The 14,573-nt window shown below is 31.2% G+C and carries 11 protein-coding genes; 10 read left to right on the top strand and 1 reads right to left on the bottom strand.

Annotated elements, in window-relative coordinates; translation table 11 throughout:
- Positions 1-101: 101 nt before the first annotated feature.
- From pyk to ACO6OL_RS00660, 4 genes are all read left to right on the top strand, one after another.
- Positions 102-1,541 carry a pyruvate kinase gene (pyk, locus tag ACO6OL_RS00645; RefSeq protein WP_314159793.1) on the top strand — a complete coding sequence of 480 codons (1,440 nt, stop codon included), beginning with the start codon at positions 102-104 and terminating at the stop codon, positions 1,539-1,541.
- Positions 1,542-2,535: 994 nt separating this feature from the next.
- A complete protein-coding gene (locus ACO6OL_RS00650; protein WP_456916017.1) occupies positions 2,536-2,808 on the top strand; it encodes an autorepressor SdpR family transcription factor in 273 nt (90 codons plus the stop codon).
- A complete protein-coding gene (locus ACO6OL_RS00655) occupies positions 2,795-3,409 on the top strand; it encodes a DUF1648 domain-containing protein (protein ID WP_485501790.1) in 615 nt (204 codons plus the stop codon). The genes ACO6OL_RS00650 and ACO6OL_RS00655 overlap by 14 nt, the downstream gene beginning before the upstream one ends.
- A gap of 390 nt (positions 3,410-3,799) precedes the next feature.
- Complete coding sequence (locus tag ACO6OL_RS00660; protein ID WP_485501791.1) at positions 3,800-6,121, top strand: ABC transporter ATP-binding protein/permease; 2,322 nt, start codon at positions 3,800-3,802, stop codon at positions 6,119-6,121.
- 64 nt (positions 6,122-6,185) lie between these two features.
- On the opposite strand, the gene ACO6OL_RS00665 is transcribed toward ACO6OL_RS00660, so the two are convergent.
- Positions 6,186-8,714, bottom strand: coding sequence for an LPXTG cell wall anchor domain-containing protein (locus ACO6OL_RS00665; RefSeq protein ID WP_485501792.1), 2,529 nt, complete (start codon positions 8,712-8,714; stop codon positions 6,186-6,188).
- A 400-nt stretch (positions 8,715-9,114) separates the two neighbouring features.
- Here ACO6OL_RS00665 and ACO6OL_RS00670 point away from each other — a divergent pair, with 400 nt between their 5' ends.
- From ACO6OL_RS00670 to dprA, 6 genes are all read left to right on the top strand, one after another.
- Positions 9,115-10,152, top strand: a complete 1,038-nt coding sequence (locus tag ACO6OL_RS00670; protein WP_485501793.1) for a YdcF family protein — start codon at positions 9,115-9,117, stop codon at positions 10,150-10,152.
- A 350-nt stretch (positions 10,153-10,502) separates the two neighbouring features.
- Positions 10,503-10,967: a tRNA adenosine(34) deaminase TadA gene (tadA, locus tag ACO6OL_RS00675; RefSeq protein WP_314395788.1), complete on the top strand. Its 465-nt coding sequence runs from the start codon at positions 10,503-10,505 to the stop codon at positions 10,965-10,967.
- A gap of 425 nt (positions 10,968-11,392) precedes the next feature.
- Positions 11,393-12,208 (top strand): methyltransferase domain-containing protein, encoded by an 816-nt coding sequence (locus tag ACO6OL_RS00680; protein ID WP_485501794.1) that lies wholly within the window; start codon positions 11,393-11,395, stop codon positions 12,206-12,208.
- A 44-nt stretch (positions 12,209-12,252) separates the two neighbouring features.
- Positions 12,253-12,531, top strand: coding sequence for a hypothetical protein (locus ACO6OL_RS00685; RefSeq protein ID WP_314159785.1), 279 nt, complete (start codon positions 12,253-12,255; stop codon positions 12,529-12,531).
- Positions 12,532-12,600: 69 nt separating this feature from the next.
- Positions 12,601-13,650, top strand: a complete 1,050-nt coding sequence (locus tag ACO6OL_RS00690; RefSeq protein ID WP_314159784.1) for a competence protein CoiA — start codon at positions 12,601-12,603, stop codon at positions 13,648-13,650.
- A gap of 12 nt (positions 13,651-13,662) precedes the next feature.
- Positions 13,663-14,553, top strand: a complete 891-nt coding sequence (gene dprA / locus ACO6OL_RS00695) for a DNA-processing protein DprA (protein ID WP_485501795.1) — start codon at positions 13,663-13,665, stop codon at positions 14,551-14,553.
- The last annotated feature ends 20 nt before the right edge of the window (positions 14,554-14,573 follow it).

Consider the following 14,573-nt stretch of genomic DNA (forward strand, 5'->3'; position numbering starts at 1 on the left):
AACGTTTTCTTTGCTAAAAATGGCTATTTTTTAGGAAAATGTTTGAAAATAAATTGGAAATAAGTTAAAATAATAAAAGATTAAAATTTAAGAGGTATATTATGATACAGAAAAAAACAAAAATTATTTGTACAATCGGACCTAAGTCTGAGGCCAAAGAAACATTAACTCAAATGGTAGAGTTAGGGATGAACGTTTGTCGTCTTAACTTCTCACACGGAGACTATGCAGAACACGGTGCAAGAATCCAAACAATTAAAGAAGTAAGAGAAGCTACAGGAACAAACCTAGCTATCCTTTTAGATACTAAAGGTCCTGAAATCAGAACTCACAACATGGAAAATGATGCAATCATGTTAGAAACAGGTAAAGATGTTATCGTTTCTATGACTGAAGTTCTTGGAACAACAGATAAATTCTCAATCACTTACGGTGAATTAGTTCACGATGTGAAAGCTGGAGATACAATCCTACTTGATGATGGATTAATTGGATTAACAGTTAACAAAGTTGATATTGAAGGTGGATTAATCTACACTACTATCCAAAATGGTGGAGTACTTAAAAACAAAAAAGGAGTTAACGTACCAGGTGTATCTACAAAATTACCAGGTATCACTCCAAAAGATGAAGAAGATATTCGTTTCGGATGTAAACAAGATATCGACTTCGTTGCTGCGTCATTCGTTCGTACAAAAGAAAATGTACTAGAAGTTAGACGTATCTTAAAAGAAGAAGGATGCGAACACGTTCAAATCATCCCTAAAATCGAATGTCAAGAAGCTATTGACAATATCGATGAAATTATCGAAGTATCTGACGGTATTATGATCGCACGTGGAGACCTTGGGGTTGAGGTGCCAGCAGAAGAAGTACCAATTATGCAAAAAGACATTATTGCTAAATGTAATGCAGCTGGTAAATTTGTAATCACAGCTACTCAAATGTTAGACTCAATGCAAAAAAATCCACGTCCAACACGTGCTGAAGTATCTGACGTAGCTAATGCAATTTACGATGGAACTGATGCAATCATGTTATCAGGAGAATCAGCAGCGGGTGCTTACCCAATCGAATCAGTTCGTACAATGGCTACAATCGCTAAACGTACTGAAGAAATGCAAGATTACTCTCGTATCTTAAAAGAACGCTCTAAGAAAGTTGTATCTAAAGATATTACAAATGCAATTGGTGTATCTGTAGGATATACAGCTCTAAACTTAGACTTACACACAATTGTAACTTACACTGAATTAGGGAAAACAGCTAGATTAATTTCTAAATACCGTCCAAACGCAGCTATCTTAGCTGTGACTCCAAGTGCTAAAGTTGCTCGTGGATTAAGCTTAGTATGGGGAGTTGATGCTCAAATTTCAGAACAAGCTAAATCTACAGACGAAATGTTAGTAACAGCAGCGAAAATCGCTAAATCTTCAGGATACGCTAAAGAAGGAGATGCTATCGTAATTACTGGTGGTATCAATACTTCAGTAAGTAACGCAGGAACAACAAACTTCTTAAAAGTTTCTGTAATCGACTAATATAAAAAATAAAAAGAAGAATTAGGAAAAACTCCTATTTCTTCTTTTTCTATATATTTGGCTCTTTGCCAAGTGCGGTTTATTTTGAAAATTAGGGAGGAAGCTACGCTATATTAAACAGATTCTGAATAATAAAAACAAAAAGTGGCCCGTAATGGACCGCTTTTCGTTATATGAACACAAAATAAAATTTAGGGTAAATTGTTATTTTGTAGTAAATCAGGAAAAACCTGAAATAAAATTAAAAGTTTATTGTTAAATAAATTTAACAATCGAAAGGAAAGTTTAGACTATGATATAGTCTTCAAAATGGAAGTCACGACACTTCCACAGTCTTAAGAACAATCTAAAAGATTGCATGATATATATAGATGTATATCGCTTATCTATTAACTCATGTAAAAATATCACATATTGTTAGGGAAAATTGTCAACTTTTGCTGTACTGGTGAATTTATATAATTTGAATTATTCCCACAATACAGATAATTCAGTAATAATTAATATCTATATGCAACAAATAGTATAATTGAAAAGAAATAGAATAATATTAATTATACTAAAATATTTTAATGATAAAATTATCTCAATAACTGTTATATCTTTATTGTATCAAATTATCAGTGCTTGTCAAATTAAATAAAACAGCTAAATATTAAATCTAAAAAATATTATTTTATTTTTCATTTTGTATATACAAATAGAAAAATTGAAATTTAAAGACTAAATAAAAATATTTAGAATATGCAAACTTACAGATAATGGCATTTATAAAATATAAAATTATAAAAAAGAACTATTAGTAAAATCTAAAAGTAGATTCTAGAAAGAAACAAGGTTATGAGTTAACTTAGGAAAAAACAAAATAACAAGAGCTATTTAGAAAATTTTCTAAATAGTTCTTGACTTTGAAAAAGGATAGAGTTATAATCTATTTAGAAAGATATCTAAATAGAATTACAGTTCAAATTTTTAAAGGAGTGATATACATGGGATGAGTGAAACTTTAAAGGCGATATCTGATCCAGTAAGAAGAAATATACTAGAAATGTTGAAAGAAGAGAAGAAAAGTGCAGGGGAATTAGCCTCGGAATTTAATCTATCTGGAGCTACTGTCTCTTATCATCTAACACAATTAAAAAAAGCAGGTTTAATATTAGAATCTAGACATAAGAATTTTATATACTATGAATTGAATGCTAGTGTATTCGAAGAAGTTCTGGTTTGGATCTATGGTTTAGGAGGAAAAGACAATGAGAGTAGATAAAAAAAGTTTGTTTTTAAGTGTCGGTATTTGTTTATTACCGATATTAATAGGAGTTTATTATTATGATGTATTACCTGAACAAATAGCTGTACATTTCAATCCTAAAGGAGAGTCAGATAATTTTGTGAGTAAAACTCGTGCGATTGTCGAACTTCCTATATTCTTTGCTATAGTTCAGGTTATAATTTCATTAGTTGTAGATTTTGATAAAACTCCGAAAAAAGGTGCGCTAATAATTAAGGGGATTACTCCTATAATAAGTGTCCTAGTTCAAGGTGGTCTAATAGCTTATGCCTTAGATAATAATTTTAATGTAACGAAATTAACAGCTCTTGTTATCGGGATATTGTTTATTGTACTTGGTAACTATCTGCCTAAAAAAGAATTTTGGGGAAAATACAATTTTAATCTTTTTGGTTTAGAAAAAGGTGTCAATGAGCAAAAAGTGATTAGAGCCTATGCATTGCTTATGACCTTTAGTGGAGTTGCTATATTTATTAGTGGATTCTTTAGTTCAACAGTAGCGTTAGTTTTAATAGTTATTTCGGCAATTGCCTCTACGGTTTTACCTTTTTACCTGGTTAAGAAATATAAAGGTTAGTAGCTTATTGTATTTTAAACTTTTAAAGTAGATTATAGCTGAAGATTATTCTTAGGTTAGAGGAATAGAATTGAAAGTTTTAAATTTCGAAAAAAGTTTGTATGAGAACTTGTAGACGTAGTCGTTTATTGATACTTAAATTCGCTTTATAAAAGTTTTTTAAATATTTAACAATCCTTTGCAGGAGTGACTTGGTAAAATCTATTTTTGAGAAATTACGATTTTTAGTCATTCCTCTTGTTTTAGGAATTATCTTAAAATTTATTTTATGTTTGGTCAGTTAGGATATTGCTTTTAGAGATTAGAAGTTTGTGTTATAATGGAAATCATGGAAATGATTTATGTGAACAAATTATCATTTTCAATGAAATTAGATTAGGAGGACATAGAGTGTTAGAACTTAAAAATATAGTTAAGAAGTATAATACTGGTGGTAGTGAAGTAGAAGTACTAAAATCTGTAAATATTCATTTTAGAGAAAATGAGTTTGTATCGATTTTAGGAGCAAGTGGAAGTGGAAAAACGACGCTATTAAACATTATAGGTGGTTTGGATAAATACACATCAGGGGATATGGCTCTTATGGGGCGTTCTACTAAAGAGTTTAAAGATAGAGATTGGGATAGTTATAGAAATGGGACTATAGGTTTTGTCTTTCAAAGTTATAACTTAATATCTCATTTAAGTGTTATTGAGAATGTAAAATTAGCTTTGTCTATCTCAGGGCATTCTAATTCAGAAAATCATGAAAAGGCTAAGAAAGTATTAGAAGATGTTGGGTTAGCGGAGCATCTGTATAAAAAACCTAACCAACTTTCTGGAGGTCAGATGCAAAGGGTGGCGATTGCCCGTGCATTAGTAACTGATCCGAAGATTATTCTTGCTGATGAGCCTACAGGAGCGTTAGACAGTAAGACTAGTGTTCAGATTATGGAGCTTATTAAAGAAATAAGTAAGACGAAGTTAGTTATAATGGTAACGCACAACCCAGAAATAGCGAAAAAATATAGTGATAGAATAGTACGAGTTAAAGATGGAGAGATTCAAGAGGATACAAATCCTTATGTGACTAACGAGATTGCTGATAATGAATTTTCTCTGAAGAAAACTTCGATGGCATTTGGTAGTGCAATTAAATCTAGTTTTAAGAACCTTCTTACGAAGAAATTTCGTACATTTATGACGGTTGCCGCTAGCAGTATAGGGATTATTAGTATAGGTCTAGTATTGTCTATTTCATCAGGAATGGATAAATATATTCAAACAATGCAAAACGAAAACTTATCATCGATGCCGATTATGATTAGTGCAAATCAGGTAAATTTCGGACTTAGTGTTGATGATGACAATTCAGAAAAAGATTCTAATGGTTCAGAATTAGTACCGAAGTCTAGCCGTGATATACATAGAAACTTATATTCGGTGGACGCATTAGGAAATGGAGAAACATTTATAAACTATATTCAAAATAATGCGAAGGATTATTATTCTGCGATTGAATTTACTCAAGGATATACTATTCAGGCGTTGACTAAAAATGCAAAAGGTGATGTAATTGATGTAAAACAAGATCAAGATGCATTAGGTGAGAGTATTTTTGGAGTACTACCAGAAGATAAGAATATGATTATGAATCAATACGAAGTGGTAAAATCATCAAAAGATAATTTTGAATATCCTAGTGATAATGAAGTTGTATTATTTACTGCGAAAAATAACGAAATTGACAAATCTACGTTGAAAGCGTTAGGTTTTGATGAAAATTCAAAAGTTAAGTATGAAGATATTATTGGAAAAGAATTTAGCGTTATAGATAATAATAACTATTATAGAAAAATCGGTGATGGTTTTGTTCCACGTGATGTTGATACTAAGATGTATGATTCGGGAACTAAGGTTAAAGTAGTGGCAATATTAAAAGCTAAAGATAGTTTCACTAGACCTCAGATGACAATCGGATATACAAAATCATTACAAAATAAGATGCTGGAAAAAGAGGCTAAATCTGATATTGTAGTTGCACAAGAAAAGGATAAAACTGTAAATGTGGCGACGCGTCAGAAGATTGATGCGGATATGGCAGATCAGATTCTTGCGACAATAGGTGGAAAATCTACACCAAGTGCAATTATGCTTTATCCAAAATCTTTCAATGATCGTGATAAAATAGCAGAAGTTATTAACAATTTCAATAAGAAAGTGGCTGACAAATATGGATCAGACAGCTCAGATTATCATAAATATAGTATCACATATGCTGATATGGCGAAGCAGATGACAACAATTATGTCGCAGATGATTAATACAATTTCATTAATCTTATCGGCATTTGCGGGAATTTCATTAATTGTATCATCTATTATGATTGGGATACTAACGTACGTATCTGTAGTAGAAAGAACGAAAGAAATAGGTATTCTTCGTGCAATTGGTGCTCGTAAAAAAGACATTACGAGAATCTTTATCGCGGAAGCAGGATTAATTGGATTTATTTCCGGTGCTGTAGGTGTAGTGGTGACTATGCTTCTATCTATTCCTATTAGTAGAGCAGTTGCTAAGGGACTAGAAGTGGAGAGTTTTACAGCGTCATTAAATGCTAAAGCCTCAATAGGATTAATAGCTCTTAGTTTAGTACTAACACTTATAGCTAGTATCATTCCATCGAGAATAGCTGCGAAGAAAGATCCAGTAGAAGCGTTGAGAACTGAATAATAAATAAAGGAGTATGGAAAGGTCAAAATCCATACTCTTTTGTGTTATAAGAGCAACTAGCTGATTATTTAGCAAGTTTGCGTCTAATAGCAAGTCCTATTAAAGAAATTAATCCTAGTCCAATTGCTGCAGAACTAGTAGAGTTCATACCAGTATTTGGTAATACTTCTTTTGTTTTAATATCCGGTTTAGTTGTAGTTTTTGAATTAGATGAATTGCTAATTTTGCCATCAGAATTAGCTTCATCTCTAGTTACAGAATTAGTTTGATTGAAGTTTTCGTCAATAGTGTCAACTTGTTGGTTTTTATCTGGTATACTAAGTTTAGTTAAGTCGAATTCAGGAACTTTATTGATAGCTGGTAAGTTTTGGCTTAGTGTATCGAAAGCTTCTTGTAAGTTGGCAAGTCTTTCTTTTAATACTTTGATATCCTCAGCTTTAGCTCCATTTTTTTCGCCATCTTTGATTTTGTTGATGATTTGTTCCATCTGAGTTATTATTTTTTTGATTTCAGCATTACCGTATGCTGGTACCTCTAATCTAGGGGCATCTTGAACGTTCATGCTCACTGGTTTAGTAGAGTCACCTAAAGGTTTAACTGAAGGAACTACAGGTTTGTTAGAATCATCGTTAGGTTTAACCGCAGGAGCTACAGGTTTGTTAGAATCATCGTTAGGTTTAACTGTAGGAGCTACAGGTTTATTAGAATCTTCATTAGGTTTTACAGTAGTTTCTTTATCTTCTCCATAGACAAGAGCATATCTAGAAAAGTGAGTTGTTTTAAAAGTAATTACACTATTAAATTCACCTGGGATAGCGTCTTGTTTTTCTAGTTTACCGAAGTCATTGATGTAGTAGATTGCTTTAACTTTTTTGTTTCTATCTTTAGGAACAGTTACTGTGAAATCCCCTTTAAGATTTACGATTTCATGTCTATATATATTTATGAAGCTGATATCATATACTAATGCATCCATTCCTTTTAAAGCTGGGATAGTTGTAGGGTCAATTGTTTTAACATCAAGGTTTAAATCTTTAAAATCCATACCGGAGATTCTTACTTTTTCATCTTTTGTAGCAATAGTATAGTGAGGATTAGTTGTAGAAATTGTACCTTTATCTAAAAGGTCAAGGTGTTCAACTAACCAACAAGTACGGTGGTCATAAGGGAATTTCCCGACTTGTTTATTTTTAATAACTACTGGGAAAGTTTCAATATCATATTTATCGTTATTTACAACTCCTACCATGTAATCTGTATTTTCATGTAAATCAACAGATACAAGACCGTCTTTACTAGTAGCTTTTAGTGTTTCGCCGTTGCTTACAAATTCGAATGTAACAGGTTCTTTTAGTAATTTACCTTTATATCTTACTTGCATTCTAGCTGTTACTGCAGGTTGTTTAGGTTCTACATAATCTTTATCTTTTTTAATAACTTCTAATCTATCAGTATATCTTTCGTGTTCATCTTCCATATCTATTGGATAATGATTCATAAATGCGTAGAAGTGACGATGTCTCATACCGTATTTATCGTTTGTTTTAAGGTAAACTTCGTATTCATCATCTACCAACATTTCAACTTTTGGAAGTTTTCCATCTGTTGATGTATACTCTCCTGCAGGTTTTTGTTTTGATACATTAAAGAATACAAATGTCAAAGGCTCTTTAATAGTATCACCTTCAGGGTCTTTAATATCGACAACTTTAAGCTGTTTAATAGTTACTTTATCTTGTTTAGGTGTTTCGCATCCGCAATCATTAGGATCTTTATCCGGTTTGTTTGTTTCTGGTTTTGGAGTGTCCGGTTTAGGAGCTTCTGGTAGCGGTGTAGAGTTAGTGGCTTTTTTTATTATATCAAGACTAACTAATAGCTCTTTATTGTCATCACGATAAGGTGTTCCATTTTTTAATGTAAAGCTGAATTCTTTGAAATCATACTTATCATTATTTTGTAATTTTACTAGGTAACTAGTATCGTTAAGTAATTTTGCACCAACTTGACCAACATCATTTTTTGAGACAATAGTTTCATCGCCATGCTTAAATTCAAAAGTTAAGTCAGTTTCAGATTCTTCTTTGCCTTCTAGGACAGAAAGATATAGAGTAGTTCTACTCTTAGGTTTTTCAACAGCTGCTTTAGTTTTTTTCTCTAAATCTAAATTGTATATAAGTTCGTTGTTGTCATCCCTAATTGGAGAGCCATTTTTTACTGTGAAACTAAAAGGTTTTAACGTATATTTATCATTTTCAAGAAGAGTAATAGTGTAACTAACATTATTTTTTAATTTTGCACCAATTTCTCCTTCGTCATTTTTAGCTGTTATAACTTCGTTATTCCCTTTTAATTCAAAAGTCAGATCGTCCATAACTTCTTCTTTATTTTGGTTGTATAAAGGTAAGTATACTGTTGTACAATCTTTAATAGGTGGTTTAACAACGGTGTTTGTATCAGTAGTAGGTAAAGTGTTTTCGGATTTTGGAGTGGTAACTTCGTCTGCTTTAGCATCTTTTTCTCCTAGACTACTTATAACGAAACATAGAAGTAATGTTCCTAAAAATATTAGAAAAGTTTTGATTTTTTTCTGCATGTAACTTTCCTCCTTTTATTATTAAATTTACAAGATTATTATAGCACAGAGTAGAGTTATGTTAAATAGTGCTAAATTTTCTCAAAAATAAAGAAATTTATATAAAATATATATTTGAAAATATAATTCGTCTATAGAACAAATAGTCTATAGAAAGAGAATACGGTTTGATTTCGAATTTAATATAATGATATTTTATTGATAATTAAAAACATAAAAAATTTTTTTGATATAAATATAGTCTCTTCTTTTTAATGAAAAATATGTTTGATTTGAAGTCTGTCATGAAATATATTAAGTGGAGAGATGAAAATAGAGTTTTTATATTCTTAGGTGTAATTGACATGTCTGTTAGTTTACAATATAATCTATAATATAAGTATATAAGCAGGAGGTTTTTATGATAATAGGTTCGTTTATAGTTTTTGTAATATTTCTTTTGTTGTTCTTATCTGTTCTGTATTTCGACAGAAGAAATTTATTTCTAGGGATATTTTTTATAGCGACAGGTTTGAGTTTTATTTTTTATGTAATGGCACTTATCACTAATAATGCGGCAGGTAATAAGTTTGTTTATAATTTTGGTGTAGTATTACTTGTTATAGCGGTGGTAATATTCACTTTGCTACCAATTGTAGTAGTAATTATGTTTTTATACAATTCATTTATGCTTATTAGAAGAGAAGGATTAAGGATTGGGAATCTACTGAGTCTAGCTACGTTCTTCTTTCTGGTAGGTTATTTTATATATTGGCCACGTGTTGCTGACTATACTTATGGTAATTTAACATTGAGTGCACTTTATTCTTATGTTGGATTAGTAGTATTGTATTTTTTGTGTATAGCAATGTCTTACTTAGTATCTAGTGTTCTAAATGTCATTAATATTTTGCCGAGAAGGATTGATTATGTAGTAGTCTTGGGTGCAGGATTGATTGGTGAGAGGGTAACACCACTTCTTGCTAGTAGAATAAGAAAAGGGATAAAAGTTTATAAAGCTAATCCTGGAAGTAAACTAATTATGTCGGGAGGTCAAGGTCCTGATGAAATAGTATCTGAAGCCTTTGCGATGAAAAACTATGCTCTTGAGCAGGGGATTGATGAGAATGATATAATTCTAGAAGATAAATCGACTTCTACCGAAGAAAATATTATTTTTTCGAAGAAATTTATTCCAGCTGATAAAAGTTTCGCTGTGGTGACGAATTATTATCATGTCTACCGAGCATTAGTCCAAGCAAGAACTTTAGGTTTTAGATGTATTGGTTATGGAGCACCGACAAAATTCTATTTTACGCTAAATGCCTTCATTAGAGAATTTATTGGATATCTATATTTCAAAAGAAAAATACACGCTATAGTTCTAGGGATGCTGACATTCTTGTTTATAGCTATAATTATATTTTTAAATGTATATTATTGGCTTAATAATCACTAGGGTTTAAGAGGGGAGACTTAACAAAATTAGTTTTGAAATTAATTTTGTTAAGTTTTTTTCTATCGTGGCTGCCCCGAAAGCCCTAAATTTTAACAAGGTTTATATAAAACCTCATAGACGCAGTGGTTTATTGATATCTAAGTTCACTTTATAAAAGCTTTTTAGATATCTAATAAACTGTGCGGGGATGACTCTAAAAAATCGATTTCTTCGAAATAACGATTTTTGAATCACTCCCTTTTTAAATTCAGGGAACAAATGAATTTCTATACTGTCTATTTTTTACCCCTATTGATTTCTAAATATGATATAATTAATTGAAAAAAGTATTTGTGGAAGGATGTAGTGGTGTGAAAGATCATTCTTATTATATGGAGATGGCGTTAGAAGAAGCGCGGAGAGCTTACGCTAAAGGGGAAGTTCCGATTGGGGCTGTGCTAGTTATTGATGATAAGGTTGTTGCGAAGGCTCATAATACTCGTGAAGAAAATCAACAGGCGTTGAACCACGCAGAGATGTTAGTTATTAAAGAAGGTTGCGAGAAGCAAGGTTTTTGGAGACTTGACAATAGTTATTTGTATACTACTGTTGAGCCTTGTGTTATGTGTAGTGGAGCAATTGTTCAAGCTAGAGTTGAAAATGTTATTTATGGTGCGAGTGATCCTAAGTACGGTTGCTGTGGTAGTTGCATTGATTTAGTAGGTGAGAATGAATTTAATCATCAGGCTAAGGTTATCTCTGGGGTGCTTGAAGAAGAGTGCTCTATGCTGATGAAGAATTTTTTTAAAGAGTTAAGAGAGCGAAAAAAGAAATAACGGTTTAATATATTAGGGTTAATACAAAGATCTTAAATTTTTTAAAAGTTCATATAAAAACTCATAGATGCAAGGTTTTATTGATATCTACATTCGCTTTATAAAAGCTTTTTCGATAACTAATAAACCACTGCGGAAGTGGCTTGACGAAATCAATTTTTCCGAAATCACGATTTCTGAGTCTCTTCCGTATAAAATAATAAAAAATATTAATATATAAATATAATGACGATAAAAATATTCTAAAGGATTGTGTCGTCATTTTTTGTTTTAAAATAGTGGAATGAAATCGGTAATTAGTTAATAAAAATAAAGTTTTGAAGAAAACTGAAAAAAATGAAATTTTCTAATATTTTAGCCGTTTTTTGCTATCAATATTGAAGGAAATTTGATACAATAAACTTAGAAAGTATAGAGGCGTTTTAATGAGAATAGAGAATGTAATAAAGAAGTTTAATCAAGAAAAAATATACCTTTGTCCAAAGTGTTTATCAGAGTCTTGTATAGAGAATATTAGTTTGGTTTGTAGTAATAATCATCGTTATGATTTTTCTAAAAAAGGATATATTCATTTAATAAATAATTATAAGCCTACAAAATATAGTGAAGAGTTGTTTAAAGCTCGTAGCGAAGTTTTTGGTAATGATTTTTATATGAATGTTTTAAAAAATATCCAAAATTTAGTTGAAAAGTATGCTGAAGATGTGGTGTTAGACATCGGGTGTGGAGAAGGCTATTACATCAAGAAGTTAAAGACAGTATTTCCTGAGAAATATTTTTATGGTCTAGACAATAGTAAGGACGCGATAGAATTAGCTGTTAAAGAGGATAAATTGAATCCATATATGGTTGCTAACTTGGCTAATCTTCCGTTCAAAGATGGCAGTGTTTCGTGTATCTTGAATATATTAACACCAGCGAATTATGAAGAGTTTTTCAGAGTGCTTGGAGATGAAGGGTATTTGATTAAGGTTATTCCTAATGCTAATTATCTAAGGGAAATTAGAGAGTTAATCGGTGGTAAGGAATATACGAATAGCGATACTGTGAGCCTAATCGAGGAGAATTGTACTATCGTGGAGAGGATAACGGTAAGCGATACATTTCGATTAACGCAGACGCAGGCGGCAAGTTTTCTAAAGATGACACCTTTAACATTTTCTAAAGTTATCACAGATGCTGATATTGAAAAACTAAAAGAAATTACGATAGATTTGGAGCTTTTAGTTTGTAAAAAGTAATATAAGTTTAAAAAAAGAGGAAAAATTATGAAGGAGGAGATATTATGAACGCAAGCAAATACGATCATGTAGTAGAGGTGAAAAAACATGCAAAAGTACCTTGGTATAAAAGATGTCTTGACTTTTCTTTAGAAGAGGATATGGATTTTATGCAAGGGATGTATGATAGACAGAAAAACTTTTATCTATGTGAGAAGGGTAGTAAGATTTACCTAGTAGACAGTGATAATCATGAAAATGAGATTACGTGGATGGATCTTACGGATTTTATAGAAGTAGAAGTTGATGATTCTGTTTATAGAAAATATAGGTATTTAAAATAAATTGACAATTGAATAAGAGGCGTTAGAAGTAGTTTGTAAGTGTAGTACGAAAAAAAGAGGAGAAACATTATGTACGTGGCATACGATAATAAAGATGAAGTTTTTAATGCATTGGATAGCGATATAGAAAAAAATAAGGAGTATCACTGTCCGATATGTGGAGGGAAAGTAATTTTCAAAAAAGGTGTGAAGATTCAATCGCATTTTGCTCATGCTAAAAATTGTTCTTGTGAGTTTGAAACTTACAAGAAAGAGAGTAGTGAACATCTAGAAGCGAAGAAAGATCTTTATGAACATTTTAGAAAAAGATATCGTAATGTGGAAGTCGAACATATTTTTAAAACAGGGGAAAATAATGATATTCAAATAGCGGATGTATTTATTAAAGATAATAGCATAGCTTTTGAGTATCAAAGATCAGTTATTCCTTTTGATCTTATTAAAGCTAGAACAAGAGGATATATGAAAGCTGGATTGAAGTTAATCTGGTTAATTGATACAAACAAATTTATAAAAGAATTAAAAAGTTACGATGGTATAAGTTATATTAGGTATGCACCATTTGTGGACAATTTTTTAAATTATTATCAAGGGAAAGTGTTCTTTTACGGTTGGGATAATATAAACAAAAAATTTGAATTCTATCAAATCTGGGCTCATAATCTAAAAAAACGAAATGCTGTTTGTATAAAAACTTCATTAAGTATTGATGAGTTTGATGTGCCACTTGATTTAAAACTACTGGACAAAGATTTAACGTCGAAGTTGTATCCATCGGATGTTGAAAATTATGTCTATGAACAAATTAAGTTCGATAAAACTGTAAAAAATAAAGTTTTAAGCATGTTCTATAATCAACATATAGAGTTGAATAATATTCCTGAAGTAATTGGTGTTAACATGTTAGAACAGGTACTTATTAGAACGCCGCTTGTCTATTGGCAAGGATTAATGTATAGATTCTATAAAGAAGGCAAAAGTTATTCTGAACTTATAAGAATAATGAGTAATATTATAGAATTTAAAGATAGTATTTATATTAACAATGTTCAACAAGGGGAAATTTTCTTAAAAGTATTCAAAGCGTATTATGCTTTATTAGTAGAAAATGATAAGTAAGAGGATAAAATTATGGGGGAGTACATTGAGAGTTTTACAGATGAACAAAAAAGGGTGTTGCTTTCTTTAATAGCTATAGAGAAAGTTACAACTTTAAAGATGCATAGGGTGTTTAAAGATTTAAATGGCATAGAGAAGATTTTAGAATTATCTATACCAGAGTTATCTGTGTATTTTGGAGATAATGCTGAGGAAGTTTATACCAAACTTCATAATAATATGGAGTTTGATTTCGAGAGTTATTTTGAATTTTATAATGTGAACTATATATTTTGTGATGATGTTTATTATCCTAAGGAGCTTTTTAGGGTTTATGATTATCCGTACGTTATCTTTTACAGAGGTAATAAGGATTTACTTCTATTTAGAAGAAAGATTGCTATAGTGGGTAGTAGGAATAATACCTCGTATTCGAAAGATGCTCTCGATAGTATAGTGCCGTATTTAACGATGAATAATTTTGTAATAGTTAGTGGTCTTGCCACTGGGGTTGATAGTCTTGCTCATGAGGGGGCTTTAAAAAGCAAAGGATACACTATTGGTGTAATAGCTCATGGGCACAACATTATTTATCCTGAACAAAGTTATAAGCTCTATAAAGAGTTAGAACGAAACCATCTTATTATATCTGAGTATTTTCCAACTTCGCCTATAAGGAAATATAAATTTCTGGAAAGAAATAGGATTGTTGCTGGGTTGTCATGTGCTCTTTTAGTGACGGAAGCGGCAAAGAGAAGTGGAACGCAAAGGACGGTGGATTTCGCCTTAGATGTAGGTTCTGATGTATTCTGCCTACCGGGAAAATTTGGCGATAAGATGAGTTATGCAATGAATGAGTACATTAAAGAGGGGGCGATACTTGTAAATAAATTAGAGGATTTTGGTAATGAATTAGGATTTTAGTGTAGATATTTGAAAGGATG

This window comes from Gemella sp. (assembly GCF_057272915.1).

Bases quoted from the DNA above. Each gene is read 5' to 3' on its own strand.
- pyk (WP_314159793.1), top strand. From the start codon at position 102: ATGATACAGAAAAAAACAAAAATTATTTGTACAATCGGACCTAAGTCT.
- ACO6OL_RS00650 (WP_456916017.1), top strand. From the start codon at position 2,536: ATGAGTGAAACTTTAAAGGCGATATCTGATCCAGTAAGAAGAAATATA.
- ACO6OL_RS00655 (WP_485501790.1), top strand. From the start codon at position 2,795: ATGAGAGTAGATAAAAAAAGTTTGTTTTTAAGTGTCGGTATTTGTTTA.
- ACO6OL_RS00665 (WP_485501792.1), bottom strand. From the start codon at position 8,714: ATGCAGAAAAAAATCAAAACTTTTCTAATATTTTTAGGAACATTACTT.
- ACO6OL_RS00670 (WP_485501793.1), top strand. From the start codon at position 9,115: ATGATAATAGGTTCGTTTATAGTTTTTGTAATATTTCTTTTGTTGTTC.
- ACO6OL_RS00680 (WP_485501794.1), top strand. From the start codon at position 11,393: ATGAGAATAGAGAATGTAATAAAGAAGTTTAATCAAGAAAAAATATAC.
- ACO6OL_RS00685 (WP_314159785.1), top strand. From the start codon at position 12,253: ATGAACGCAAGCAAATACGATCATGTAGTAGAGGTGAAAAAACATGCA.
- ACO6OL_RS00690 (WP_314159784.1), top strand. From the start codon at position 12,601: ATGTACGTGGCATACGATAATAAAGATGAAGTTTTTAATGCATTGGAT.
- dprA (WP_485501795.1), top strand. From the start codon at position 13,663: ATGGGGGAGTACATTGAGAGTTTTACAGATGAACAAAAAAGGGTGTTG.